The sequence below is a fragment of the Acinetobacter sp. BIGb0196 genome (assembly GCF_011759595.1).
In the GTDB taxonomy this organism is placed as follows: Bacteria; Pseudomonadota; Gammaproteobacteria; order Pseudomonadales; family Moraxellaceae; genus Acinetobacter; species Acinetobacter guillouiae.
Genome location: NZ_JAAOZA010000001.1, coordinates 508,783 through 534,050 on the forward strand (window position 1 = coordinate 508,783; position 25,268 = coordinate 534,050).

Annotated in this window: 26 protein-coding genes; 16 read left to right on the plus strand and 10 right to left on the minus strand. The window is 39.4% G+C overall.

Annotation, left to right across the window (positions count from 1 at the left end; translation table 11 throughout):
* The first annotated feature begins 9 nt into the window (after positions 1-9).
* The 3 genes from FHR28_RS02395 to FHR28_RS02405 all read left to right on the plus strand — a co-directional run bounded on the left by FHR28_RS02395 (position 10) and on the right by FHR28_RS02405 (position 3,948).
* Complete coding sequence (locus tag FHR28_RS02395) at positions 10-2,142, plus strand: 3-hydroxyacyl-CoA dehydrogenase NAD-binding domain-containing protein (protein WP_166781861.1); 2,133 nt, start codon at positions 10-12, stop codon at positions 2,140-2,142.
* Between the two features lie 219 nt (positions 2,143-2,361).
* Positions 2,362-2,739: a DUF805 domain-containing protein gene (locus FHR28_RS02400; RefSeq protein WP_105714433.1), complete on the plus strand. Its 378-nt coding sequence runs from the start codon at positions 2,362-2,364 to the stop codon at positions 2,737-2,739.
* A gap of 213 nt (positions 2,740-2,952) precedes the next feature.
* Positions 2,953-3,948, plus strand: coding sequence for a DUF2804 domain-containing protein (locus FHR28_RS02405; RefSeq protein WP_166781862.1), 996 nt, complete (start codon positions 2,953-2,955; stop codon positions 3,946-3,948).
* A gap of 29 nt (positions 3,949-3,977) precedes the next feature.
* On the opposite strand, the gene FHR28_RS02410 is transcribed toward FHR28_RS02405, so the two are convergent.
* Both FHR28_RS02410 and FHR28_RS02415 read right to left on the minus strand, forming a co-directional pair.
* Entirely contained in the window at positions 3,978-4,853 is an 876-nt protein-coding gene (locus FHR28_RS02410; protein WP_166781863.1) for a metal-dependent hydrolase, read from the minus strand.
* Positions 4,854-4,924: 71 nt separating this feature from the next.
* The gene (locus FHR28_RS02415; RefSeq protein ID WP_004723993.1) at positions 4,925-5,800 is read right to left on the minus strand and encodes a metal-dependent hydrolase; all 876 of its coding nucleotides are present in this window, start codon (positions 5,798-5,800) and stop codon (positions 4,925-4,927) included.
* 154 nt (positions 5,801-5,954) lie between these two features.
* Here FHR28_RS02415 and FHR28_RS02420 point away from each other — a divergent pair, with 154 nt between their 5' ends.
* Positions 5,955-6,989: an AraC family transcriptional regulator gene (locus tag FHR28_RS02420; RefSeq protein WP_105714431.1), complete on the plus strand. Its 1,035-nt coding sequence runs from the start codon at positions 5,955-5,957 to the stop codon at positions 6,987-6,989.
* Between the two features lie 159 nt (positions 6,990-7,148).
* On the opposite strand, the gene FHR28_RS02425 is transcribed toward FHR28_RS02420, so the two are convergent.
* Entirely contained in the window at positions 7,149-8,480 is a 1,332-nt protein-coding gene (locus FHR28_RS02425; RefSeq protein ID WP_056514005.1) for a Na+/H+ antiporter NhaC family protein, read from the minus strand.
* Between the two features lie 421 nt (positions 8,481-8,901).
* Between FHR28_RS02425 and trpA the strand changes: the two genes are divergently transcribed.
* Genes trpA through FHR28_RS02445 form a run of 4 tightly spaced genes read left to right on the plus strand, consistent with a single transcriptional unit; the run spans position 8,902 to position 12,885 of the window.
* Positions 8,902-9,705 (plus strand): tryptophan synthase subunit alpha, encoded by an 804-nt coding sequence (gene trpA, locus FHR28_RS02430; RefSeq protein WP_004723986.1) that lies wholly within the window; start codon positions 8,902-8,904, stop codon positions 9,703-9,705.
* Complete coding sequence (gene accD, locus FHR28_RS02435; RefSeq protein ID WP_004723984.1) at positions 9,702-10,598, plus strand: acetyl-CoA carboxylase, carboxyltransferase subunit beta; 897 nt, start codon at positions 9,702-9,704, stop codon at positions 10,596-10,598. Before trpA ends, accD begins: the two co-directional genes overlap by 4 nt.
* Entirely contained in the window at positions 10,595-11,884 is a 1,290-nt protein-coding gene (folC, locus tag FHR28_RS02440; RefSeq protein ID WP_154130640.1) for a bifunctional tetrahydrofolate synthase/dihydrofolate synthase, read from the plus strand. Before accD ends, folC begins: the two co-directional genes overlap by 4 nt.
* Positions 11,875-12,885, plus strand: coding sequence for an SPOR domain-containing protein (locus FHR28_RS02445; RefSeq protein ID WP_056514007.1), 1,011 nt, complete (start codon positions 11,875-11,877; stop codon positions 12,883-12,885). The genes folC and FHR28_RS02445 overlap by 10 nt, the downstream gene beginning before the upstream one ends.
* Positions 12,886-12,895: 10 nt before the next feature.
* Here FHR28_RS02445 and FHR28_RS02450 read toward each other — a convergent pair whose 3' ends face one another.
* The 6 genes from FHR28_RS02450 to FHR28_RS02475 all read right to left on the minus strand — a co-directional run bounded on the left by FHR28_RS02450 (position 12,896) and on the right by FHR28_RS02475 (position 16,595).
* Complete coding sequence (locus tag FHR28_RS02450) at positions 12,896-13,501, minus strand: dual specificity protein phosphatase family protein (RefSeq protein WP_151802959.1); 606 nt, start codon at positions 13,499-13,501, stop codon at positions 12,896-12,898.
* Positions 13,494-14,312: an MBL fold metallo-hydrolase gene (locus FHR28_RS02455; RefSeq protein ID WP_154130639.1), complete on the minus strand. Its 819-nt coding sequence runs from the start codon at positions 14,310-14,312 to the stop codon at positions 13,494-13,496. Before FHR28_RS02455 ends, FHR28_RS02450 begins: the two co-directional genes overlap by 8 nt.
* Positions 14,313-14,419: 107 nt before the next feature.
* The gene (locus FHR28_RS02460) at positions 14,420-14,875 is read right to left on the minus strand and encodes a hypothetical protein (RefSeq protein ID WP_154130638.1); all 456 of its coding nucleotides are present in this window, start codon (positions 14,873-14,875) and stop codon (positions 14,420-14,422) included.
* A 32-nt stretch (positions 14,876-14,907) separates the two neighbouring features.
* Positions 14,908-15,165, minus strand: a complete 258-nt coding sequence (locus tag FHR28_RS02465; protein WP_154130637.1) for a hypothetical protein — start codon at positions 15,163-15,165, stop codon at positions 14,908-14,910.
* Positions 15,166-15,231: 66 nt separating this feature from the next.
* Positions 15,232-15,849, minus strand: a complete 618-nt coding sequence (locus tag FHR28_RS02470; RefSeq protein ID WP_004723971.1) for an L-threonylcarbamoyladenylate synthase — start codon at positions 15,847-15,849, stop codon at positions 15,232-15,234.
* Between the two features lie 83 nt (positions 15,850-15,932).
* A complete protein-coding gene (locus FHR28_RS02475; RefSeq protein ID WP_166781864.1) occupies positions 15,933-16,595 on the minus strand; it encodes an elongation factor P hydroxylase in 663 nt (220 codons plus the stop codon).
* Positions 16,596-16,692: 97 nt separating this feature from the next.
* Here FHR28_RS02475 and FHR28_RS02480 point away from each other — a divergent pair, with 97 nt between their 5' ends.
* From FHR28_RS02480 to lysM, 6 genes are all read left to right on the plus strand, one after another.
* The gene (locus tag FHR28_RS02480; RefSeq protein ID WP_004723966.1) at positions 16,693-17,256 is read left to right on the plus strand and encodes a YceD family protein; all 564 of its coding nucleotides are present in this window, start codon (positions 16,693-16,695) and stop codon (positions 17,254-17,256) included.
* Positions 17,257-17,330: 74 nt separating this feature from the next.
* Entirely contained in the window at positions 17,331-17,516 is a 186-nt protein-coding gene (gene rpmF, locus FHR28_RS02485; protein ID WP_004723964.1) for a 50S ribosomal protein L32, read from the plus strand.
* 166 nt (positions 17,517-17,682) lie between these two features.
* On the plus strand, positions 17,683-18,669 hold the full coding sequence (gene fabD, locus FHR28_RS02490) for an ACP S-malonyltransferase (protein WP_004723962.1): 987 nt from the start codon (positions 17,683-17,685) through the stop codon (positions 18,667-18,669).
* Positions 18,666-19,400 carry a 3-oxoacyl-ACP reductase FabG gene (gene fabG, locus FHR28_RS02495; RefSeq protein WP_004723960.1) on the plus strand — a complete coding sequence of 245 codons (735 nt, stop codon included), beginning with the start codon at positions 18,666-18,668 and terminating at the stop codon, positions 19,398-19,400. Before fabD ends, fabG begins: the two co-directional genes overlap by 4 nt.
* A gap of 86 nt (positions 19,401-19,486) precedes the next feature.
* On the plus strand, positions 19,487-19,723 hold the full coding sequence (acpP, locus tag FHR28_RS02500; RefSeq protein ID WP_004723957.1) for an acyl carrier protein: 237 nt from the start codon (positions 19,487-19,489) through the stop codon (positions 19,721-19,723).
* Between the two features lie 300 nt (positions 19,724-20,023).
* Positions 20,024-20,497 (plus strand): peptidoglycan-binding protein LysM, encoded by a 474-nt coding sequence (gene lysM / locus FHR28_RS02505; RefSeq protein ID WP_004723955.1) that lies wholly within the window; start codon positions 20,024-20,026, stop codon positions 20,495-20,497.
* Positions 20,498-20,975: 478 nt separating this feature from the next.
* Here lysM and FHR28_RS02510 read toward each other — a convergent pair whose 3' ends face one another.
* Positions 20,976-21,614, minus strand: coding sequence for a peroxiredoxin (locus FHR28_RS02510; RefSeq protein WP_166781865.1), 639 nt, complete (start codon positions 21,612-21,614; stop codon positions 20,976-20,978).
* Positions 21,615-21,950: 336 nt separating this feature from the next.
* Between FHR28_RS02510 and secA the strand changes: the two genes are divergently transcribed.
* Positions 21,951-24,668, plus strand: coding sequence for a preprotein translocase subunit SecA (gene secA, locus FHR28_RS02515; protein WP_004723952.1), 2,718 nt, complete (start codon positions 21,951-21,953; stop codon positions 24,666-24,668).
* 149 nt (positions 24,669-24,817) lie between these two features.
* Positions 24,818-25,180 (plus strand): hypothetical protein, encoded by a 363-nt coding sequence (locus FHR28_RS02520; protein ID WP_004817737.1) that lies wholly within the window; start codon positions 24,818-24,820, stop codon positions 25,178-25,180.
* Positions 25,181-25,268: the final 88 nt, after the last annotated feature.

Genomic DNA, 25,268 nt, shown 5'->3' on the forward strand with positions numbered 1-25,268 from the left:
AGAATAATAATGAGTGCAATTCAATATGAAAAAAATGCGGATGGCATTGTTATTTTAACGATGGATTCTCCAAACCAGTCTGCAAATACCATGAACGCTGATTTTCGTGTGGCTTTAGAAAATGTTGTGTCTAAACTTAAATCTGAAACAGATTTAAAAGGTGTGATTTATCGTTCTGCGAAAAAAACTTTTTTTGCTGGCGGTGATCTGGATGAGCTGATTGAGGCAACGCCAGAACATGCCACTGAATTCTTTAATATGACTGCCAAGCTAAAAGGTGATCTTCGTGCGATTGATACATTAGGTGTTCCTGTGGTTGCGGCGATTAATGGTACAGCGCTAGGTGGTGGTTGGGAAATTGCTTTAAGTTGCCATTACCGTATTGCTTTAAATAATCCAAAAACCAAATTAGGTTTGCCAGAAGTAACACTGGGCTTACTTCCCGGTGGCGGTGGTGTGGTGCGTATGGTGCGCCTGCTGGGTTTACAGAATGCATTCCCATTCCTTATGGAAGGTAAGCAATTCGGGGTAGATAATGCCAAGTCTTTAGGTTTGGTCAATGAGCTTGCGGATAGCGAGCAAGACATGCTGGACAAAGCGATTGCTTGGATCAAAGCCAATCCAAAATCTCAACAGCCTTATGATGTGAAAGGTTATAAAATTCCGGGTGGCGATCCTAAAACACCTGCGGTTGCTCAGATTCTGGCAATTGCACCGGCAATGCTACGTGATAAAACCAAGGGCTGTTATCCAGCGCCTGAAGCGATTATGGCTGCCGCAGTGGAAGGCGCCCAAGTTGATGTAGATACCGCTTTCCGTATAGAAGGGCGTTACTTTACTTATCTTGCAACAGGGCAAGTTGCCAAGAATATGATTGGCACGTTCTGGCATGGTTTGAATGCAATTAAAGCAGGTGCAAGTCGTCCTAAAAACATTGCTAAGTGGCAAGCGACCAAAGTGGGTGTACTTGGTGCAGGCATGATGGGGGCGGGTATTGCATATTCGACAGCAATCAAAGGCATTCAAGTTGTGCTAAAAGATGTCTCTGTGGAAAATGCTGAAAAGGGTAAAGCTTATAGTCAAAAACTATTGGATAAACGTGTTTCGCAAGGTCGTATGAGCGCGGAAAAGCGTGATCAAGTTTTAAGTTTGATTACCGCAACAGCATCTGCAGAAGACTTAAAAGACTGTGATTTGATTATCGAAGCTGTATTTGAAAATCAAGAATTAAAAGCCAAAGTGACTCAAGAAGCGGAACAATTTCTTGCCAATAATGGTGTCATGGCCTCAAATACATCAACATTACCGATCACAGGTTTAGCCAAAGCCTCTAAAGATGATACGCATTTTATTGGTCTACATTTCTTTAGTCCTGTCGATAAAATGCAATTGGTTGAAATCATCAAAGGTAAAAACACCTCTGCCGAAACCTTAGCAAAAGCCTATGACTATGTGCAACAAATTGGCAAAACGCCAATTGTGGTCAATGATAGCCGTGGTTTCTTCACCAGCCGTGTGTTTGGAACGTTTGTGCAAGAAGGTCTACGTTTACTGCATGAAGGCGTACATCCTGCACGTATTGAGATGGCAGCACTGAAAGCAGGTATGCCTGTTGGCCCATTGGCGATTCAAGATGAAGTGGCATTAACACTTTCTGAGCATGTGGCCAAAGAAACCCGTAAAGCACTTCAGGCTGAAGGTAAGGATTTACCGCTTTCAGGTGCTGATGATGTTATTGAAACTATGATTCACACCTTTGAACGTAAAGGCAAGGCTGCAGGTGCTGGTTTTTATGAGTATCCAGAAGGTGGTAAAAAGCATCTTTGGGATGGCTTAAGCCATTGGACGAAAAATGTTGATATTTCTGAGCAGGAAATGATCGACCGTTTCCTATTTGTTCAAGCTTTAGATACCTTACGTTGCTATGAAGAGCATGTGTTGGAATCTGTGATTGATGCCAATATTGGTTCGATTTTTGGTATTGGCTTTGCGCCGTGGACGGGTGGTGCGATTCAATTCTTAAATCAGTATGGTTTAGAAAAAGCTCTAGTTCGAGCGAACTCGCTTGAAGCAAAATATGGCGAACGTTTTAAAGCACCGCAAAAGTTAATTGATCAAATTCCACATGGAAAGATTATCTGATTTTTATATATTGCTTTAAAAATTGTAGATGAATGTCTCAAGCATAGATTAGACAATGATTTGCACAGAAAGAGGTCAAGTACCTCTTTCTTTTTTCGAATAGATTTTACTTTTTATAGAATAAAAGTGTATGAAAAACATGCAAAACCAGTTAGTATCTGGCTACAGCTTTAGTACAAAAAATGTCAGTAACACTTATAAAATAAAGAGAGAAAAGCAATGTCACAAAATAAAACCGAAGATCAATATAATGCGATTGATTGGTTTAAAAAATGTCTAAGTAATTATGCCAACTTTTCTGGGCGTGCTCGCCGTAAAGAATATTGGTACTTTGTATTGATACAGTTTGTTGTACTGATCATTGCAGTGATTTTAGACTCAATCATTTTTAAAAAACCGTTTGTGTTGTATTTGATCACTGTATTAGCACTGATCGTGCCTTCAATTTCAGTTGCAGCTCGCCGTTTACATGATATAGGAAAGACAGGTTGGTGGTATCTGCTTATCTTTGTTCCTTTTGGTGCCTTTGTTTTAATTTACTGGTTTGCTTCAGATACCAAGCCTGAAACAAATCAATGGGGTGGTCCTGCAAAGTAATTTTTGCAGATTAAAAAATAGGGCATTTGCCCTATTTTTTATGAATTAAATCAAAGCTAAATTTTATCTATCAAGCGAATATTTTATAGGTTAAATCGTGATAAAAGTGGATTGATTTGGTGTGTGATGGTGTTGCTAAATTTGAAAAAATAGCAATAATCGAAGGACCGACTAAAGTCTGATACTTCCCTTATAAAAGGATTGGGAATTCACATGGATTTAATACAAAGCAATGGTCAACCCCGTTATGGGCGTTTTAAAGATGTGCCGAGTAAGATTAATGTTAATCAATATATCTACAAAACCCCGTATGGCAAAGTATTAACAGGTTGGCGTAAACATTTAAAATATAAAAAGTTTAAATTTTGTGGTATCCAGCATGAACACTATTCTATCGGTATTGCAATTGCAGATATTGGTTGGGCAGGGCATGGCTTTATTTATGTCTATGACCATTCAACGAATGAAGTTTTAGAATGGAATGCCAATACGATTTTAGGGCGAGGGACAAGCTTAGATGAGCAACCTTTGTATAGCCAAAGTCACTTTAGTAAATCACCTTTTGAATTTGAAATGCAACATGCCAATGGTGTGCGTTATATACGGGCAACTCGAAATGGTGAAGAGCAGTTAAAAGCCCGCATTTTTTGTGCAGGAACAGAGCCTTTAAGCTTATGCAGTCCCAATGGTATTAATGGTTGGACCTATACGCAAAAGAAAACCACCTTGGCTGTAGAAGGCTTTTTTATCAATAAAGATAAAGCGCGTATAGATTTTAATGAAAAAACATTGGCATCTCTCGATGACACCTGTGGATTTCTAAGACCAGAAACAGCATGGTTTTGGTTATCGTGTAACTTTTGGGATACGCAAGGAAACCGTATAGGCTTAAACCTCGCTTCGGGTGTAAATGAGAGTTTTGGCAATGAAAATTGTCTGTGGGTCAATGGTGTTCTATATGCAGTTGCCGATGTACTGTTTGAAAAGTTAGATGCGAACCTGTGGTCAATTCGCTCTTTAGACCAGAAATTAAATCTGACAGTAGCAACCGGCTGGCGGAGATTTGAAAACTTAAATTTACGTTTGGTGGGGAGTCAGTTTAGCCAATGGCAATCACGCATTAGTGGTACGGTCGAATCTGAAGTTGGTGAGTGTATTCAGTTAGATCAAGCCTATGGCTTGTTGGAACAGCATTACGCGAAATGGTAAGGCTGTTCTTATTTAAAGCTTTTTTAACCTTATAACGCGGCTTTCCAAAACGCTTCACCTGCTTGAATCGGATCATTGGTTTCGGCCAAAACATCGACCCAAACTTGATATTGTCGAATCACAGGGTGTTGGCTCGGATGAAAATCAGGCTTGAACCAATCTAGGTATTGTTCACGCATTGCTGATAATTTACCGTGTTTGCCAAAAAACCATGGAATACCTTTGAGTGCAAATTTAGCACGTTGCAAACGACTAAATCCATCGTATTTAAGCATGACATTGGCACGGTAAAAGGTAAATCCAAACATTTGTAAAGTGACAAAGGCAAGCGCAAATTTACGTAAGTTTTCAGGAACTTCCCCAACCTCTTTCATGACATCAAAAGCGACATCTCGATGTTCCATTTCTTCGATTGAATGCCAAGCAAATAGAGCACGAACAAAAGGATGGACCTCCGCTAAAGTCTCTTGTTTACTATAAAAAGTTTCTGCCATTAATGCGGTAAGATGTTCTGCTGCGGCAGTCATGGCAATGTTGTACTGTTTGGAACGATGTTTCAGTATATGCTCGAAATGTGCACCCATAAATTTTACAAACTGATCAACAGGCATGCCTTGGTGCAGCATTTCTTCATTCATTTTGTCATGTGCAATACCGTGCTGTGCTTCCTGTCGAATAAAATCCGTGACACGTTGCTGTAAATCTGGATCGGTGATTTTGTCACGCAGTGCCCGAACACTTTGAATGAAATATCTTTCCCCTACAGGAAAGGTCAAACTCAGTGCATCAAACATACGGGTACGAAAAGGGTCATTATCAAACCAAAAACGTGGAACTTCATTCAATCTAAAATCTAAATTGCTGCGAACCACAGGGTCAACTTGGTGTTTTACATATGCATTCATTGTTTTATTTCTCGCATTATTCAGTTCAAAGCCTTATACAAGACAGAACTGATCAATTTATATCAAGACAGCTATAGTCCAGCCTGCCAGAATGCTTCACCTGCTTGAATAGGATCATTGGTTTCAGCCATCGTATCGACCCAAACTTGATATTGTCGAATTACAGGGTGTTGGCTCGGATGAAAATCTTTTTTAAACCAGTCTAAATATTCATTTTTCATTGCAGATAAAATCCCTTTTTTACCGAAGAACCAAGGCAGTCCTTGCGTTGCCATTTTTAAACGTTCTATACGGCTGAATCCATCATGTTTAAGCATGATATTGGCACGGTAGAGGGTAAAGTTGAACATCATTATGGTGGTAAAGGCTAAAGCAAATCGACGTAAGTTGTCGGGGACCTCACCGACTTGTTGCATCACATCAAAGGCCACATCTCGATGTTCCATTTCTTCAATAGAATGCCACGCCAGTAAGGCTCGGACATAAGGATGTGCTTCAGATAAGGTTGCTTTATGGCGATAAAATGTTTCTGCCATCAAAGCGGTGAGATGTTCAGCGGCAGCTGTCATCGCAATATTGTATTGAGGCGAGCGTTGGCTCAATTCAAATTTAAAAATCTTACTTAAAAGTTGGATAAATTGATCGACAGGCATGCCTTGATCTTTCATGACCTGATTCATTTTGTCATGTGCAATACCATGTTGCGCTTCTTGACGAATAAAATCAGCAACACGTTGTTGTAAATCTGGATCAGTGATTTTGTCACGGAAGAGTCGGACACTTTCTATGAAATAGCGCTCACCATCAGGGAAGGTCAGACTAAGTGCGTCAAATAGTCGCGTGCGAAATGGATCTCCACCAAACCAGAAGCGAGGGACTTCCTCAAGTTTAAAGTTGAGCTTGGTTCGAACCACTGGATCGACCTGATATGTAACTAATGCATTCATTTTATTTTACTTGCATCACTGTTGATGATTTCAGTATGTCGGGATTTTGCAAGTTTGTTTTGACAGATATTGCCATTTTTTATACATTTTACGACAAAATGAAAATTTGTAATGTCAATTTTCTAAGTTAAAGGATTAAAAAGAGTGCAAGACGATGCAGGAATTACAGATCCCAAATGGTTATTTTCATCTCTGGCAGATGTATCTGTCTGAACGAGGGATTGATCTTGCGACGCTTGATTTCTTACAAGCGGATGAAAAAAAACATTTAATTGGAATTTTGTCACAGCCGATTGATACACAATCTTCCTATTTCTTCTTTCATCAACTGATTGAAAAAACCAAACAAGCGCTAGATTGCCCTCAGATCGTTTTTGAAATGGCAGAATATGTGCGACCTGAGCATTTTGGTGTTTTGGGCTATATGGCATCACGAAGTACAACCGTGGCAGAAGCTTTACAAAATATTATGCGCTTTAGTCGTTTGGTGATTGATGGTGACGAAGTTATTCCAATGCAAATGCAGCTCAAGGGAGAATATGTACATTTAATTTGGCCCTTTCATCATGAAAAATACATTCTTATTAATGAATTTACCAATGCGTTAATGATGCATCTCGCGCGTAAAATTGTACCGCCAAACCAATTTCCATTACATGCGGTGCATTTTGCTCATGCACCACAAATGGCGATGTATCATTATCTAAAGTTCTACGGCTGTGAAGTCTCTTTCCATCAACCGCAATACAGTTTTGTCTTAGCCTCAGCAGGTTTAAATTTAAAAATCCAGCAGGCAGATCCGTCCTTAATGCAGCTTTTGGTCAAGCAGGCAGAGGAAGCTATTGCATCTAAACCTCGCTATGAAACCATTGCTCAGCGTTTACATTTGATTGTGGCAGAATATTTAAAGTTAAAACAACAAGCCCCAAAAATTGAAGAACTTACTCAAGAACTTCATATATCCACCCGGACTTTACAACGACAGTTAAGTGACTTACAGACGTCGTTTAAAAAAATTGTAGAGATTGAACGGATGAAGCGTTGTGATTTTTTATTGGAAAGCCACATGCCGTTCAGTGAAATTGCGATGCAGTTAGGTTATTCAGATCAGTCAGCTTTAACCAGAGCATATAAGGCTTTTAGTGGGCAGACCCTGCTCGAGAAAAAACAACAGTTGAAGTCATTGTGAAAAAACAGTTCAAATAAATTATGCTTTAAAAAAAAAGCATTTAGATAATATTGCTACTATCTAAGTGCTTAGTACGATTGTAATTTTTTAATTTATGCACAAAACACAGGTTGATCTGATTGTTGAATTGGTTTTTTAAAACCATGATTCAGCATGATTTCAAGTTATCTTTAATTTAGGAAATCTAAATACGATTGCCAAGATTGCAAATATCGCCAATACCCAACAATAATAAATCGAACCAATCAGCTCAACAGGGGACAGTTTGGCAATTGAGCATGCAAGTAATAGTTGTGCACCGTATGGAATCAAGCCCTGAACCACACAAGAGAAAATATCCATAAATGCGGCTGCACGTTTGGGATCAACAGCATATTCTTTGGCAACTTCTCGTGCCATGTCTCCAGATAAGATGATGGCAACAGTATTATTTGCGACAAACACATTCGAGAAAACCACAAGGAAGCTAATTCCAATTTCTCCCGCACGTTGCTGACCGATTTTAAATCGGCGAGTTAAGGCATAAATACGTTGAATTAACCATTCTAAACCGCCTTCTTTTTGCATAATCGCAGATAAACCACCTAAGAACATAGAAAGTAAGGCAACCTCAAACATACCCACAAAGCCATCATAAATAGCGGTATTGTATTTAAGTAGGGTAAATTCAGGATTTTCAATGATGCCAAGACAACCCGAAAGTACTATTCCGATGGTCAGTACTGCAAGTACATGTAAACGTGTAAATGCTAAAAAGAACACGATTACATAAGGCAAAATAAGCCATAAGTTATAGTTTTTATATTCAATGGTTTGTGCATGATGACTGGTCAAAATATAAATCAATATAGTGATGATCGCAGCAGGCAGTGCAATCCAGATATTCACTCGAAATTTATCACGCAGTTCTACATTTAGGCTTCGAGTCGCTGCAATGGTGGTATCTGAAATCATGGATAAGTTATCACCAAACATTGCCCCGCTGACCACAGCACCAATTGCATAAATGGGCTGAATATCCGTTGCTTGAGAAAAACCAAAAGCAATCGGCGCACATGCAGCAATGGTTCCCATCGATGTTCCCATTGCTGTGGCAATAAAGGCCGAAATGATGAAAAGCATCGGAAGGACAAATTCAGATGGAATAATCGATAAACCAAATTGAACAGTGGAGTCCACACTACCGATTGCACTGGTTACGCTGGCAAAGGCACCTGCAAGCATAAAGACCATAAACATCAAAATTAAATTGGGATGGCTTGCACCATGCAAAAATGTTTCTATAGCGGCATTGATTTTCCCTCTATACAGCAGGATGGCCAAAATAATTGCAGGAAGAGCAGCAATAGGGGCTTTCACTTGATAAAAAGCAAACTCAGTACCAATGATCGTGTGATAAATACCACTGCCTAAAAAAATGGCTAAAAAAACAATAAGCGGCAAGAGCGCAAGCACGCTGGCTTGCACTTTAGCCTGAGAATGTGTGGTCATAAGAGGAGATAAAAAATCAGAATCCTGACTAGTATAAACAGCTTTTGCAATTTCTGAAAAATAATTAAGTGATGTGGGTGATAGGGTGTTTGGCTGTAGGGTAATGATTTAACTTTATTTTTTACTCATAATGATATTTTTTTGTAAGCTTGAAAATAGGTAGCTTTGATCATTGTCCTCAACTTGAAAATAGCGCTAAATGTATCCATGGGTTGTTTTATTATTGGTGATATAAAACAAGATACGCGAGAGCGACTATGTGACTCTATCCTTTGAGTAAAAAATAGCGTTACAATGCAGTGTCTTGTATTTATACATTTGGATGATTAAACCGTAAATAAATCCATTTTGAATTTATTTACTGGTGTTTAATGATCTAAAAACTCCTCAAGTTTGAACAATTCAAGGAATGTACAATCCTATGTCACGTTTAGCCACTCGTTTTGCACAGCTTAAATCTCAACAGCGTAAGGCTTTGGTTTCTTATGTTATGGCGGGTGATCCTCAACCACATGTAACCGTACCATTGTTACATCAAATGGTTGCAGCAGGCGTAGACGTAGTTGAACTTGGATTGCCATTTTCCGATCCTATGGCAGATGGTCCAGTGATTGCACTTGCAGCAGAGCGCGCTTTAGCTGCGGGTACCAATACCTTTGATGCCTTGAATATGGTTAAAGAATTTCGCCAAAAAGATACAACAACGCCAGTTGTTTTAATGGGGTATTTAAACCCTGTAGAAGTGATTGGTTATGAAAAGTTTGTAGCTTATGCGAATGACTGTGGTGTTGATGGTGTACTTCTTGTGGATTTACCACCTGAAGAAGCACAAGATTTAGATGAAGTATTGCAAAAGTACAATATGGATCAAATCTTCTTGCTTGCACCAACCTCTACCGATGAACGTATTCAGCATGTAGTGAAACAAGCAAGTGGCTTTATTTACTATGTGTCTCTAAAAGGCGTAACGGGTGCAGCAACATTGGATACAACGGAAGTTGCAGCACGTATTGAAAAAATCAAAACCTTTACCGATATTCCAGTTGGGGTAGGTTTTGGGATTAGTGATGCCGCTTCTGCAAAAGCCGTAGGTCAAGTTGCTGATGCAGTGATTGTTGGAAGTGCTTTTGTCAAACCATTTGCAAATCTTGCACCAGAACAAGCTGTTGAAGCAGCAGTGAATAAAGTCAAGGAGCTTCGAGCCGCGCTCGATGAGTTAGTATGAATCAAGAAGTGAAATCAGGGAAAATCCTCAGCGCAACAACGCCGTGGACAGATCGTACAGTTCCAGGCATTCATATGCCTGACCAACAACAAACACTCAAAGCGACGTTTACAGAACCAACCATTGAGTGCCCTGAATGTCATGCACTCGTGACTCGTACTGCAATGTCTTTCAATGCCTATGTTTGTCCATCATGCGATGAACATTTGAAAATGAAAGCACGTGATCGTTTAAATTGGTTTTTTGATAATGTGACCACTGAACTTGGTCAAGAATTTGCAGCAAAAGATCCTTTACATTTTGTAGACAGCAAGCCTTATCCAGAGCGTATTAAAGAAGCGCAGGAAAAAACAGGTGAAACTGAAGCCCTTGTGGTGATGCAAGGTCAAGTTAAAAATATTGCAATGGTTGCATGCGCATTTGAATTCGACTTTATGGCTGGATCAATGGGTACTGTGGTCGGTGACCGTTTTGTACAAGCTGCTGAAAAAGCGATTAAAGATAAGCAACCACTGATTTGTTTTGCTGCTTCAGGCGGTGCTCGTATGCAGGAAGGCATGTTGTCTTTGATGCAAATGGCGCGTACCTCTGCGGCGATTCAAAAAATCAAAGATGCGCATCTTCCGTATATCGTGGTATTAACCCATCCAGTGTATGGTGGTGTAACAGCATCATTGGCAATGTTAGGTGATGTACATATTGCTGAACCTAAAGCGATGATCGGTTTCGCGGGTAAACGTGTGATTGAACAAACAGTACGTGAGAAGCTGGAAGAACCGTTCCAACGTGCGGAATTTTTGCTTGATCATGGTGTAATCGATCAAATTGTTCATCGTCACGCATTACGTGATACTGTATATCGTATTGTAGCGAAACTGATGAATTTGCCTTGAACAACCAAACAGCACCTTTAAATACTGATGATTTACAAACATGGCTCGATTATTGGAGCCATGTTCACGTTACAGGGATTGATTTAGGCTTAGAGCGCGTGATTCCTGTGGCAGAACAACTCGGGGTGATTAACCCTAAAGCCAAAGTGATTACCGTTGCTGGAACAAATGGCAAAGGTTCAACCACAACAACACTCGCTGCGATTCTGAATGCGCAAGGGCTGAATGTTGGTTTATACCAGTCTCCACATATTTATCGTTTTAATGAACGGGTTAAACTGGCTGGACAAGAAGTTGATAATCAAACTTTGATTGATGCTTTTGTTGCGGTTGATCAAGCCCGCCGTATTTGTGATTTATCTTTATCTTTTTTTGAAGCCACAACTTTGGCTGCATTTGTTATTTTTAAACAAAAACAATGTGATGTTTGGGTACTTGAAGTTGGTCTTGGTGGTCGTTTGGATGTTGTCAATGTGATTGATCCAGATGTGGCTGTGATTACCAATATTGGTTTAGACCATACTGATTGGCTTGGCGATACAATTGAAAAAATTGCTTATGAAAAAGCCGGTATTATTCGAGCAAATATCCCTGTCATTTTTGCCGGTACACAAGACATACCACAAGCGATACAACATAAAGTACAAGAAACCAATGCCACGCTGTATGCGCTAAACCATGATTATTTTTATGATAATTCAGAAGATGGTCAATCTTGGAATTTTGCAAGCTCAGGAACGACTTTAAAACTTCCTTTAGGACACTTGGCACTGGAAAATATTTCTGCTGCTGTCGCTGCAATTTTGGTGAGCGGTTTAACGGTTTCACAACAGGCGATTTCGCAAGGTATTCAGAACGCACAATTGTCAGGGCGCTTTGAAATTAGAAAAATACACGATAAAACAGTAATTTTTGATGCGGGACACAATCCGCATGGTGTAGAATTTTTGTTAAAGCAATTGCGAAAATTCCTAGAATACAATAAACAGTACACAGAAGTTGTCTCTGTTTTTTCAATGTTGTCCGACAAAGATGTAGATTCTGTGGTCAAGTTGTTGAAAAATACTGTATTAAAGTGGAAAATTGCACCGTTAACTGTGCCTCGTGCGGCATCATTGGAACAATTACAAACTGCTTTACAGCATGAGACAGTTGAACAGTTTGATTGTGTACAAGCAGCATTTCAATCAGCGCTTGCAGAAACCAATAATAATCAGCTGATTTTGGTGTGTGGTTCATTCCATACCTTAGAAGCGGTCTGGGAGTATTTAGACGAATGTCAATGAATAACAAACAACGCTGGATGGGTGGTGTTGTTTTATTAAGTGGTGGTGTTCTATTGGCGGCATTGCTTCTAAAAGGTAAAGAAGAAATCCACCAAAGCCAAGCAGAGACACAGCCGACAAGCCAAGCTCAGCAAAATAAAGCGGCACCTGCTGGTGAGCCTGTACAATTGCAGCCGTTGACTGTCGATGTTGCGACTGAAAAACGTCTGTTAGAAGAGCAGAAGCGTGCCCGTGAAAAAGCGGTTGCTGAACAAGAAGCAAAAGCAGCAGATTTTTTACGTATGCAACAACAGGCAGAAGCAGATGCTGCACGTAAAGCAGCTGAAGAGTATGCTGCTGCAAATGCAAGACGTGGTGCAGCTGCTGCGGCAGCACAGGAAGGGGCTGATATTCCTCCTGAGCTGGTACAGGATGAAAAAGCCAAAGCACAACAGAAAGCAGCAGAGCAGAAAAAACTTGAACAGCAAAATGCTCAATTAAAGCAAAAAGCCGATGCTGAAAAAAAGTTAGCTGAGCAGAAGCGTCAAGCTACCGCAGAAGCAGATAAAAAAGCCGCTGAAGAAAAGAAACGTAAATTAGAAGAACAACAAAAAGCAGATGAAAAACGTAAGCTAGATGCTGAAAAGAAAGCCGCTGCTGAGAAAAAGCAAGCGGAAGACAAGAAAGCAGAAGCGGATAAAAAACACAAAGCACAAGAAGAAGCAAAGAAAAAAGCGGAAGCTGAAAAAGCACGTGATTTGCTTGAAAATGGTGATAAGCAATGGATGGTACAAGTTGCGCTTGCCGCCAATGAAGCCAATGCCGATGCTGTCGCTGCTAAATTACGTGCCAAAGGGTATAAAGTGACCAAGAGTCCAACCTCAAAAGGTATTCGTATTATGGTTGGACCATCGAAAGATCGAGAGACTGCGGATTCAGCACGTAAGAAGATCAATTCTGATGCGAGTCTAGGCATGAAGTCGGCTTGGGTAATCGAGTGGGTACCTCTAGACCGACGTTAAACGCTATGAGTTAGGTATTTGTGGTTAAAGATGGATTCGCGAGCTGCTCACGGATCCATTTTATATTTTCAGGGGTAAAAAGTTTTTCAATATTGCCCCAGATTGGATGAAAGCCATAACCGCCATGCTTCATTTCATTTAAAGCATCATTCACAGACCAGTTCTCAAAAATAATTCGGTACATTGCAACACTTGCCCCAGTACGATCAGAACCATGATAGCAATGGATTAAAACCTTCTGGTTGTGGGCTTTTGCGATTTGAATTGTTTTCATGACATTGAGTAGATCATGACGATCAATTGCCCAAGTATTGATCGGGATATGAACCAATTGAAAGTTTTGTTTTGAAAGTACTGTTTTATCTTTATTGCGACTTCTTAAATTAATCACGACATCAATTTGATTGGTTTTTAACTCAGGAATAAGTTCAGCACTGGGTTGTTCACTACGAAAAACGGTGTCACTGATCCGATAAAAATTATACTGTGGAGCAACGATGCTTCCCCATTGTTTTGGGCGCTCATGATCTGGAAGTGCAGCAGTTGTCATACATGCTGAAAGCTGTACGCTGAGTGCGAAAATAGTGGTATAACGTAATAATTGAGATTTAAGCATGTTTTAAATATCGGTCTAGTTCAACAGGATCGTGGGCACAGATAATTTCAATTTTTGCTTCATTCTGTGCAAGCTGTTGCAGTTGTGATAATGTTTTTAAGCGCAATGTATTATCTTCCGCTAGGAGATATTCAATTTTGTCGAGCGCGCGTAATCTATTCTTGGGGTTGAGTTCTAGATGATTAAAATAAGCATCGCCACAGAACAATAACCATCTATCTTGTTGTTTGATCGCTATACCGCAGTGTCCTACAGTATGGCCGACTAAAGGAATCAATAGAATTTCATCATTGAAAATATTAAAACCTTGAACTTTTTGGAAATTGAACCATGCTTCGCCATTTTTAGGTTCAAGAAAATTCCAGTAACGATGATTTTTAAATTGTTGCGGCCGATAGCGCAATTTGTTCATGACTGAAAGTTTTTGTGCTGCATTAAACTCACTGGATAAGATGTGAACTGTTGCATTGGGAAAGTCTGAAATACCACCAGCATGATCTAAGTCTAAATGACTCACCAAAATATGTTGAACATCAGATGGTTTAAAACCCAATTGTTGAATTTGAGAAATGGCTGTGAGATTGAAATCAGCTTGTATCCCACTGATTTTAGTAAAAGCTTTACCTAAGCGGGTTTGCGGATGTAGGTAGTCTTGCATCCCAAAACCGGTATCGACCAATACAAGACCTTTGTCTGTTTCAATCAATAGGCAATGACACACCATTTTGCCATACAAACCTTTTTGTCCGTATAGTGGTGCGCATATCGGACACATGGTTCCACAATGTAAATGATGTACCTTATAAATCATAATTAAGCATTTGTTTTTAGGATTGTGCTTTGTTTATAAACTGAATTGAGAAAAATACCAATCTAAAAATATAATTGTTGTGTAATTGATAGATCTCAAATCACAGCTCATGGAATGGTGATTTTTAAGCGTTTACGTGTTGAAAAACCAGAGCCGTTGTTTCCCCAGACCGAAACAATATAAGTTTCATTTTTTAATAAACACGGTTTTGCTGTGGGGTGTTGGAATGCACTTCCCCAAATACTCAGTTCATCATTGAACCCTTTTTTGAGCCTGATCTGTTGCTTATTATTTGCTTGATGAATGCTTACTTGATGAGTATTAACCTGTTGCTGATCTTCGGGGTGAGGCATGTGGGAGTGTTCAATTTCACAAATAAGGGTATGATTTTGTATAGATTGAATTTTTAGCTTATTGAAACCTAAATAATATTCATCCAAGAAAATGTTTTCTAAAATGATTTCATGCTGTTCATGATAAATATGAACATTGGGTGATTTAATAAAGGGATAGCTGATAAGTACCCCAAGAATAATGACCAAGACATAAAGAATTTTTTTCATATTTAATCTTAATTTTAAAGATGTTAAATAATTTAATTTTTTTCAAGGGCATGTTCGATAATTAAATAGCACATCTCTCTTAAACAAACATTTCGAGTTTCAAACTGCAAGACCAAACGTTTTAGTTCATTGACTGCTAAAAAGAACTGAAAGTTTTTTGCTAAGGGATTTTTAACGAAAGAGACATGTAACACACGAACTTGTGATTCCGGTGTCCAAGGCTTTTCAACAAATAAAATTTGATCATTTTGTACATTATTAATATTTAATAATGTGGTGAATAAATCCATCGCATCTTACTTCTATCAAGCCTTGATTCTTTAATCACTTAACAATGATTAAATATATTTCGGTACTTATTCAAAAGCGCTTACATCGCCTACACCACGACGGATAATTTCAGGGTTCGTTCCTGATAAATCAACGATACTGGTGGTGGTTAAGGTACCTAAACCACTGTCAATAAACACATCAATACGTTTTTCCAATAATTGTTCAATATCGTAGGGATCATCCATTGGTGCATCTTGACCAGGTAAAATCAAAGTACTGGTCAGTAAGGGTTCTCCCAACTCTTTTAATAGCATCTGACAGACGGGATTACTTGGAACACGTAAGCCGATGGTTTTTTTCTTGGGATGCATCAAGCGTCGCGGAACTTCACTGGTTGCGGGTAAAATATATGTGGTTACGGCTGGGGTATTGGCTTTAAGTAGACGATACATTGCATTGTCTACTTTGGCATAGGTTGCAATATCAGATAAATCTGCACAGATAATCGCGTATTGATGCTTTGCCCCTAGACCGCGGATCTGAGCAATACGCTCCATTGCACTTTTATTTCCAATCTGACAGCCGATTGCATAAGCCGCATCAGTTGGGTAAACCACAACATCACCTGCTCGAATTCTTTCGACTGCTTGGCTGATTAAACGTGGTTGAGGATTGTCAGGATGTACTCTTAAATGCAGCATATTTATTCTCCTGATTTATTGTTAATTCAATTATTACTTGGGAAAGTAAATCGTTGCAATCAATGTTTTAAAAAATTACGGGTTTAATCAAGATCGTTACGATTAAATTCAGTGCTTTGTAATGTTTTGCCACCTCGAGTACATAGACAAATACACTGAATGAAGTGCTTTGCATCGCGTGGAAGTTTGGTTTTACCCGAAAAAAAATCCTGAACTTGTGCATAAACATTGTCTTTAAATGTCGAGCCGTCACCACCTTCACCAGTCAGATTATCCAGCGAAACTCGAAATTTTCGTCCAAATGCTTTGGAAAATAACCATTCAATGGCTTGAGGCTTGATTTCAACCTGCTCAAATAAGGCTTGTTGTTCAGCTGTACGACCATCGGGTGCATACCAATAACCGAGATCAGGCAATAAACGGCGCTGTTCTCCGGCAATGCTCCAATGACTAATTTCGTGCAGAGCGCTGTTGAAAAAACCATGCGCAAACTGAATACGGGCAGGGCTGTGTTGGCTAGCAGGGAAATACTCTGGTTCAAAATCACCACGAACAAGCGTCACATTTAAGTGGGAAAACCAGTGATTAAAGTGTAAGATAAGCCAATCAACGTGTTGCACTTCTGTTTGTAAGTTAGCCCATGATAAGCGTTGCACATCGGTGGCTTGCAATGTGTTTTCAGAAGTTAAATGCGTATTGAATTGTAATGAAGTAGTGACTTCAGGTTGCGGCTGCAACTGATGCATGGCTTGTATTACTCAAGAGATCTGTCTAAATAAGTACAAAATTGTATCTTAATCTTTGACAGAGTACCTATGAATTTGTAGAATTGCCGCCTTAATTATGTCAGCAAATACCTTTCCGGCACAGATAGAGCCGTTTAAATGGGCTGAACAAGGCTTTACATGGTCAGGTACCCTGCCATTGTCTCGCTTTGTTCGTATTTCCCGTGAAGCTGTTGGATCAATTGATGATCAATTGATCAATATAGACTGTAAGCTATCAATGGATGCGTATCATCGTATTGTTTGGCTAGATGGTCATGTAGATACTAAAGTTCCAATGGAATGTCAGCGTTGTCTGGATTCTGTTGAAATTACGTTAGTTTCTGACTTCCATTTGGCTTTAATAGATGATGAGTCACTGATAGAGCGCTTGGATGAGGATGCTGATTTCATCGTACTAGGTGAAAGTGAAGCAACAATTAAAGGGGATTATCTAACCAATACTCCTTCGACTGTTGATTTACTTGCACTTTTAGAAGATGAATTGTTATTGTTGATGCCTCTGTCTCCTAAGCATGACGCTTGTGAACATAAGCATCAACCAGCCGTTCAGGACACTGTTGAAGAAAAACGGGATAATCCGTTTGAAGTTTTGGCAGGTTTGAAGGGTAAACTTAACTAAATTTTGTGTTATACTGTTAAGTTAAGACAACCGAATTTGTTCTGATCCATTTTTTCGATTTGTAAGGAGCCATCATGGCCGTTCAGCAAAACCGTAAAAGTCGCTCTCGCCGTGACATGCGCCGTTCACATGACGCTTTAACCGAGAATGCATTAACTGTAGACCAAACTACTGGTGAAACTCACCGTCGTCACCACGTGACTAAAGATGGTTTCTACCGTGGTCGTCAATTATTCGCTAAAGCAGCTGATGCTGAATAATTGGTGAACTATTAAGCGCAAGCTTAGTAAAAAAATGGGAGCGAAAGCTCCCTTTTTTTGTTTTCAATGACTGGGTTTTTTGTTGTATTTCGCAATTAAATAAATTTTTTTTTAATGTAAAATTGCGCCATCGGAAACGATCAAGATTAAATAAGGGACTTTTTATATGTCTGCCAAACGACTCGAACAAGCAGCTCAAGCAACAAAAACTGCATTTTTGTTTCCAGGTCAAGGTTCACAAAAAGTGGGTATGCTTGCTGAACTTGCAGAACAGTTTAGTGGTGTACAAGAAACCTTTACTGAAGCATCAGATGCCATCGGTTTTGATTTATGGCACATTGCACAAAGCGGTGAAGGTTTAGATCAAACTGAAAATACTCAACCTGTTTTATTGACAGCAAGTATTGCTTTATGGCGTGTATGGTTAGATCTTGGTGGTGTTGTACCAAAATACCTCGCAGGTCATTCCTTAGGCGAATACAGTGCTTTAGTTGCTGCAGAGTCGATGACTTTGGCAGATGCAGTCAAGTTGGTAAATTTACGCGGTAAATTAATGCAAAGTGCTGTGCCTCAGGGGCAAGGCGCGATGGCGGCTATTCTCGGTCTAGATGACGCGAAAGTACTTGAACTGTGCGAGCAAGCCAATGTGCAAGGCCGTGGTTCTGTTGAAGCTGCAAACTATAATGCACAAGGCCAAGTTGTTATCGCAGGAGACAAAACTCTAGTCGAAGCTGTCATGACTGTTGCCAAAGAAAACGGCGGTAAAGCAATTGCATTACCTGTATCTGTACCATCACATTGTTCTCTAATGAAACCTGCTGCCGAACAGTTTGCAGAAGCTTTGGAACAAACTGCCATTGAGCTACCAAGTATTCCTGTAATACAAAATGTCAATGCTGGAATCGCGACAGATACAAGCCAATTACGCTTAGCATTAACGGCGCAACTGTATCAGTCAGTACAGTGGACTAAAACCATGCAATTCATCCAAGACCAAGGTATTCAGTATGTTGCTGAATGTGGTCCAGGTAATGTATTGGCGAATTTAGCAAAACGTTTACCAAATATCGAAAAAGCATTTCCACTCGATACACAAAGTCGTATGGAAGATGCACTGAATGCTATCTTAGTGGCTGAAGGGAAAATTGCATGACACAAGAACGCAAAGTCGCATTAGTGACAGGCGCGAGCCGAGGGATTGGTGCTGCCATCGCTCAGCAATTGATTCAAGACGGTTATTTTGTTGTAGGTACGGCAACATCAGCAGCGGGCGCAGAAAAACTTTCAACAGTTTTTGCTGAAAACGGTGCTGGTGCATTACTTGATGTACGTGATGGTGCTGCAATTGATGCATTGGTATCTGACATTGAACAAAAATATGGTTCAGTGATGATACTTGTGAACAATGCAGGGATTACCAAAGACAATTTATTGTTACGTATGTCTGAAGATGATTGGGACGATATTCTGAATATTCATCTTAAAGCTGTATTCCGCTTATCTAAACGTGTATTGAAAGGTATGACCAAAGCTCGCTTTGGACGCATTATCAATATCAGTTCTGTTGTTGCGCATTTTGCTAACCCAGGACAAGCCAACTATTCTGCTGCAAAAGCAGGGATTGAGGCTTTCAGTCGCAGTCTTGCAAAAGAAATGGGAAGCCGTCAGATTACAGTTAACTGTATTGCACCTGGTTTTATCGCAACAGAAATGACTGAGCAGTTAAGTGAAGATATTCGCAAAAAAATGAGTGATCAAGTTGCGTTAAACCGATTTGGTCAACCAGAAGATATTGCAAATGCAGTAAGTTTTTTGGCTTCTGACAAAGCCAGTTACATTACAGGCACAGTATTACACGTAAATGGTGGTTTATACATGGCGTAATGCGATGTATAAACTTTGAAAAAAGTAAATATTCAATTAAACTATCAGGCAATTAAAAGCCGCCACAAGCAATGAGGAGAATTCCTGTGAGCGATATCGAACAACGCATTAAACAAGCTGTTGCAGAACAATTAGGTATCAAAGCTGAAGAAATCAAAAACGAAGCATCTTTCATGGATGATTTGGGTGCTGATTCTCTAGACCTAGTAGAACTTGTTATGTCTTTCGAAAATGACTTCGACATCACTATTCCAGATGAAGATTCTAACGAAATCACAACTGTTCAATCAGCTATCGACTATGTAACTAAAAAACTTGGTTAATGTGTTGATTGTATAGCACGTTGTTGTTATACGTAAAAAGACCACCTTTAGGTGGTTTTTTTATGCCTGAATTTAGCTGTATTGAGTGAATGCTTGCTTGGCGATCCTTAAGCTAAAAAAGCAATTAAATAAGTTTAAAATCAAAAGCATTGGTTACATACCGTTACCTTTTTATCACCAATGACAACGCACACCCTGACACTTTTTCGCTATAAAAATAGAGTTCTTAAATTTGTATAACAGTTCACAGTAATACATTCACAGTAAAACAATTTTCAATAATGATATGGAGTACGACATATGGGTCTTTTTGATTTTATTAAAGGAATTGGCAAGAAAAATACTGCACCAGCTGAGCCACAAGCGGCACCAGCAACGCCAGCAGAACCGTCTGCACAAGAAATTGCCAATAAGTTGTTGGGGCACATTAAAGCGTTAGGCTTGCCAGTAACAGGGCTTTCGGTAAGTTATAATGGTACTTCTGATTTGGCCACGATTCACGGTCAGGTACAAACTCAGGCAGATAAAGAGAAAATCATTCTTGCTGTGGGGAATATTGACCATGTGGCGCAAGTTGATGATCAAATGACAGTTGCCACACCTGAGCCTGAAAGTAAGTTCTATACGGTTAAATCAGGCGATAATTTGTCTAAAATTTCAAAAGAATTTTATGGTGATGCCAACCAATATAATAAAATTTTTGAAGCGAACCGCCCATTGTTAAAAAATGCGGATGATATTTTCCCAGGACAAGTTTTACGTATTCCTGCATAACATTTGTTCGCTGATCTTTGATCATAAAAGGCACTTCGGTGCCTTTTTTTTAAATGATTTTGCTTTTATTTTAGTATTTGCTGTTTGGTGTATTTTGAAGGGGGAAAAGAGTTTCATTGCAATCAGTGGATATATTAAAAAAGACCACATCAAGTTTGGATGTGATCTTTTGAAGTTAGTTAGGGTCTGTTGATAATTCGTCTATGTTTGCGACTTCGAGTGGTTTTTAGATGATACAAGGCACGAAATATGAAATTTAGTCATTCTAAATGAATAGTTCGTAACGATGTAGCGGCAAAAACCACTCTAGTCCCGAAGGGTTGTGGCTAAAATTATCTCAGTCTGTGTTATGAAACTCAAAAATAGTCTCGCTATTCTCCTCGTTTCATACCTTGTCTGCTCAATTTTAACCTACAACGCAAGCCATTTATGAAATGTCAACAGACCCAAGTCCGATCTAAAAAATCAATATTGCATATTATTTATTGGGTTGTGGGGTAAGACGAAGATAAGGCTTAACCGCCGTATAACCTTTTGGGAAGCGTTCTTTAAGCTCCGCTTCATCTTTGATCGACGGGACGATGACAACATCTTCACCATCTTGCCAGTTTGCAGGTGTGGCAACTTTATAATTGTCAGTCAGTTGTAATGAATCAAGCACACGTAGAATTTCTTTAAAATTACGTCCAGTTGATGCAGGGTAAGTAATGATTAAGCGAACTTTCTTATTGGGATCAATAATAATTAAAGAACGTACGGTGAGCGTTTCACTGGCATTTGGATGAATGAAATCATACAGCGTTGACACCTTACGATCTTTGTCTGCAATGATTGGGAAGTTTACAGTAGTATTTTGCGTTTCATTGATGTCGTTGATCCAACCTTTATGTGATTCAACATCATCGACTGAAAGGGCAATGGCTTTTACCCCACGCTGTTCAAACTCATCTTTTAGTTTTGCGGTATAGCCCAGCTCAGTGGTACATACTGGCGTATAATCAGCAGGGTGTGAGAATAAAACACCCCAACTGTCGCCCAAGTAATCATAAAACTTAATTGGACCTTCACTAGATTCCTGAGTGAAATCTGGTGCAATGTCACCTAATCGTAAAGTCATTTTGAAACCTCAATATTTAAAAATGTTGTTTGTTATTTGGCTCGTCCAAACTACTATTACCCAGTTTTTTTATAATTAAAAATAGTGTTTTTGTATTTCTTTATGAAGAAAATAGATATTAATAAAAGAAGCATATGAAAAAAAACATATAATTGATCTCTACCTCACTGCAAATATCGGTTAAATTTGCTACATTAATGCGCCTTAGCTGATACGTGCTAGAACTAATCGTCAGATTTTTTTGATTGGATTTGTGCAAAACCCTTGTACTTCAAATTTCTACCACCATAATATCGTCTGAGAAAAATTTATTTCACAAAGATTTAGAGAGTTTATATGTTGGCAAGTCTGATCGGAGGAATCTTCGGTACTAAAAACGAGCGCGAACTAAAACGTATGCGTAAAATTGTCGATAAGATCAATGCGCTCGAGCCGACGACATCTGCACTCAGCGATGCAGACTTATCTGCAAAAACTGAAGAATTCAAACAAAGATATAAGAAAGGTGAAAGCCTAGATAAATTAATGCCAGAAGCGTTTGCGGTGTGTCGTGAAGCAGCAAAACGTGTCATGGGTATGCGTCATTATGATGTGCAGCTCATTGGTGGTATTACTTTGCATGAAGGAAAAATTGCAGAAATGCGTACAGGTGAAGGTAAAACCCTGATGGGTACTTTGGCTGTATATTTAAATGCAATTAGTGAGCAAGGTGTTCATGTCATCACGGTCAACGATTACTTGGCACAACGTGATGCTGAATTAAACCGTCCGCTTTATGAGTTCTTGGGCTTAAGCGTTGGTGTAATCTATTCGATGCAATCACCAATAGAGAAAGCTGAGGCATATCGTTCAGATATTACTTACGGTACCAATAATGAATTTGGTTTCGATTATCTGCGCGATAACATGGTTTTCTCTATGGCAGAGAAAAAGCAACGTGGTTTGATTTATGCGATTATCGATGAGGTCGATTCGATCTTGATCGATGAAGCACGTACACCGTTGATCATTTCTGGTCAAAGTGATGACTCATCACAGCTTTATGTTGCAATCAATAGTATTCCACCAAAGTTGCATGCTCAAAAAGAAGAAAAAGTCGCAGATGGCGGTCATTTCTGGATTGATGAAAAGCAACGTCAAGTTGAAATGACTGAAGTCGGTTATGAAACTGTTGAAGATGAATTGATTAAAATGGGTTTATTGGCTGAAGGCGAAAGCTTATATTCACCATCAAATCTAAACCTCGTTCATCACGTGTCTGCTGCAATTCGTGCACATTTCCTGTATCAACGTAATGTTCACTACATTGTACATGATGGTGAAGTAATCATTGTCGATGAGAATACTGGTCGTACTATGCCAGGTCGTCGTTGGTCTGAAGGTTTGCACCAAGCTGTTGAAGCCAAAGAAGCACTCGAAGTTCAACCTGAAAACCAAACTTTAGCAACAACCACATTCCAGAACTATTTCCGTTTATACAAAAAGCTTTCAGGTATGACAGGTACTGCTGATACTGAAGCTGCGGAAATGAAAGAAATTTATGGTTTGGATGTTGTGCTTATTCCAACCCATCGTCCGATGATTCGTAATGACCAAAACGATTTAATTTATTTAAACCGTAATGGTAAATACAACGCAATTATTGAAGAAATTCAGAAAATTCATGAAGCAGGTGTTGCGCCTATCTTGATTGGTACTGCAACCATTGAGGCTTCAGAAATTTTATCTGATAAGTTACGAGATGCGGGTATTACCCATGAAGTCTTGAACGCTAAACAACATGAGCGTGAAGCAGACATTATTGCCCAAGCGGGTTCACCACGTGCAGTGACCATTGCAACCAATATGGCAGGTCGTGGTACCGATATTTTGCTTGGTGGTAACTGGAAAGCAAAACTTGCCAAAATTGAAAACCATACTGCGGAAGATGAAGCTCGTCTTAAAGCAGAATGGGAACAAAACAATGAAATGGTGTTGAGTTCAGGTGGTTTACACATCATCGGTTCTGAACGTCATGAATCACGTCGTATTGATAACCAGTTGCGTGGTCGTTCTGGTCGTCAAGGTGACCCAGGTGTTTCACGTTTCTTCTTGTCATTAGAAGATGATTTGATGCGTATCTTCGCAGGTGATCGTGTTGTTGCAATGATGCGTGCGATGGGACTACAAGAGAATGAAGCCATTGAACATAAAATGGTGTCGCGTTCTATTGAAAATGCACAACGCAAAGTTGAAGCACGTAACTTTGACATTCGTAAAAACTTGTTGAAATACGATGATGTAAATAACGAACAACGTAAAATTATTTACTCTCAACGTGATGAAATTTTAGAAGAAAGCTCACTTCAAGATTATATTGAAGAAATGCATCGTGAAGTCGTAAAAGGCTTAATCGAAACCTATATTCCACCTGAATCAATCCATGATCAATGGGATATTCAAGGGCTTGAAAATGCATTGAATGAAGACTTAGGCATTAATCTTCCTGTAAATCAATGGTTGGAAGAAGATCGTCGTCTTGATGAAGAAGCCTTGGTTGAACGTATTTCTGATGAGATTGTCACGCGTTACCGTAATCGTCGTGAACAAATGGGCGATGATACTGCTGCGACACTTGAACGTCACTTCATGCTGGGTTCTTTAGATCGTCATTGGAAAGACCATTTGGCTGCGATGGATTATTTGCGTCAAGGGATTCACTTACGTGGTTATGCACAAAAGAACCCTGAACAAGAATATAAGAAGGAAGCCTTCAATTTATTCGTCAATATGTTGGGTGTGATTAAGTCAGACGTGGTTACTGATATTTCTCGTGTGCATATCCCAACACCTGAAGAGCTTGCTGAAATGGAAGCTCAACAACAGGCTCAAGCTGAATCTATGCGTCTTAACTTCGCACATGATGAAGTGGATGGCTTAAGCGGTACGGTAAGTAATGAGATTGTTGATGCACAATTCACTCATAGTGATGAGGTTGTAGCTCCAGAAAGCCGTAATGCACCTTGTCCTTGTGGTTCAGGTTTGAAATACAAACAATGTCACGGCAAAATCTAATTGAGTGAATAGACCCTGAAAGTGTTACAAAAAAGCAGAACAATTGTTCTGCTTTTTTTACAAGTTATTACCATGCGTTAATTTTTATTGCAGGAAATGTGATTAAGTGGTATTAAGTTGCTCAATTGGAAAAGATCTTTGGGAAGATAATGAAAAAATTATTAAAACCTTTATTTGTTGCAACTTTAGCAGTTCCAGCATTGGCATTTGCAGATACGGCACCACAAACGACGACAGTGGAAAAAGTACAAGCTGCTACAGGCGCAGTGACAGCCCAAGCAGAAGTAAAAAATGAAACCACGACTGTAATCAGTCCACGTACTGGTATTCGTTATACTTTAGGGAATACAGGCGGACGCCCAATTATTTTAAAAACTGCGGCGATTGCAGCAGTAACACCTGCTACGGTTAATCGCGTTGTTGCTTCAAATCCAGCGTTGTCAGTATCTAGTCAAGAAAAAGTAAAGCAAGCATTATTGGCTGCGGATACCACGACTGCTGTTCAACAGTAAGGTATTAATGATGTGATGAAAGCCAGTATATTTACTGGCTTTTTTATTTTATATTCAAATGAATAAGCTTTTCTTATAGTAAAAATAA

Coding starts and splice junctions, on each gene's coding strand:
- fabG (WP_004723960.1), top strand. CDS start 18,666: ATGACACAAGAACGCAAAGTCGCATTAGTGACAGGCGCGAGCCGAGGG.
- trpA (WP_004723986.1), top strand. CDS start 8,902: ATGTCACGTTTAGCCACTCGTTTTGCACAGCTTAAATCTCAACAGCGT.
- accD (WP_004723984.1), top strand. CDS start 9,702: ATGAATCAAGAAGTGAAATCAGGGAAAATCCTCAGCGCAACAACGCCG.
- FHR28_RS02400 (WP_105714433.1), top strand. CDS start 2,362: ATGTCACAAAATAAAACCGAAGATCAATATAATGCGATTGATTGGTTT.
- FHR28_RS02455 (WP_154130639.1), bottom strand. CDS start 14,312: ATGATTTATAAGGTACATCATTTACATTGTGGAACCATGTGTCCGATA.
- FHR28_RS02410 (WP_166781863.1), bottom strand. CDS start 4,853: ATGAATGCATATGTAAAACACCAAGTTGACCCTGTGGTTCGCAGCAAT.
- FHR28_RS02520 (WP_004817737.1), top strand. CDS start 24,818: ATGAAAAAATTATTAAAACCTTTATTTGTTGCAACTTTAGCAGTTCCA.
- FHR28_RS02510 (WP_166781865.1), bottom strand. CDS start 21,614: ATGACTTTACGATTAGGTGACATTGCACCAGATTTCACTCAGGAATCT.
- FHR28_RS02425 (WP_056514005.1), bottom strand. CDS start 8,480: ATGACCACACATTCTCAGGCTAAAGTGCAAGCCAGCGTGCTTGCGCTC.
- fabD (WP_004723962.1), top strand. CDS start 17,683: ATGTCTGCCAAACGACTCGAACAAGCAGCTCAAGCAACAAAAACTGCA.
- FHR28_RS02465 (WP_154130637.1), bottom strand. CDS start 15,165: ATGGATTTATTCACCACATTATTAAATATTAATAATGTACAAAATGAT.
- FHR28_RS02420 (WP_105714431.1), top strand. CDS start 5,955: ATGCAGGAATTACAGATCCCAAATGGTTATTTTCATCTCTGGCAGATG.
- FHR28_RS02405 (WP_166781862.1), top strand. CDS start 2,953: ATGGATTTAATACAAAGCAATGGTCAACCCCGTTATGGGCGTTTTAAA.
- FHR28_RS02395 (WP_166781861.1), top strand. CDS start 10: ATGAGTGCAATTCAATATGAAAAAAATGCGGATGGCATTGTTATTTTA.
- FHR28_RS02475 (WP_166781864.1), bottom strand. CDS start 16,595: ATGCATCAGTTGCAGCCGCAACCTGAAGTCACTACTTCATTACAATTC.
- FHR28_RS02450 (WP_151802959.1), bottom strand. CDS start 13,501: ATGCTTAAATCTCAATTATTACGTTATACCACTATTTTCGCACTCAGC.
- secA (WP_004723952.1), top strand. CDS start 21,951: ATGTTGGCAAGTCTGATCGGAGGAATCTTCGGTACTAAAAACGAGCGC.
- FHR28_RS02460 (WP_154130638.1), bottom strand. CDS start 14,875: ATGAAAAAAATTCTTTATGTCTTGGTCATTATTCTTGGGGTACTTATC.
- FHR28_RS02480 (WP_004723966.1), top strand. CDS start 16,693: ATGTCAGCAAATACCTTTCCGGCACAGATAGAGCCGTTTAAATGGGCT.
- FHR28_RS02415 (WP_004723993.1), bottom strand. CDS start 5,800: ATGAATGCATTAGTTACATATCAGGTCGATCCAGTGGTTCGAACCAAG.
- FHR28_RS02445 (WP_056514007.1), top strand. CDS start 11,875: ATGTCAATGAATAACAAACAACGCTGGATGGGTGGTGTTGTTTTATTA.
- FHR28_RS02470 (WP_004723971.1), bottom strand. CDS start 15,849: ATGCTGCATTTAAGAGTACATCCTGACAATCCTCAACCACGTTTAATC.
- rpmF (WP_004723964.1), top strand. CDS start 17,331: ATGGCCGTTCAGCAAAACCGTAAAAGTCGCTCTCGCCGTGACATGCGC.
- lysM (WP_004723955.1), top strand. CDS start 20,024: ATGGGTCTTTTTGATTTTATTAAAGGAATTGGCAAGAAAAATACTGCA.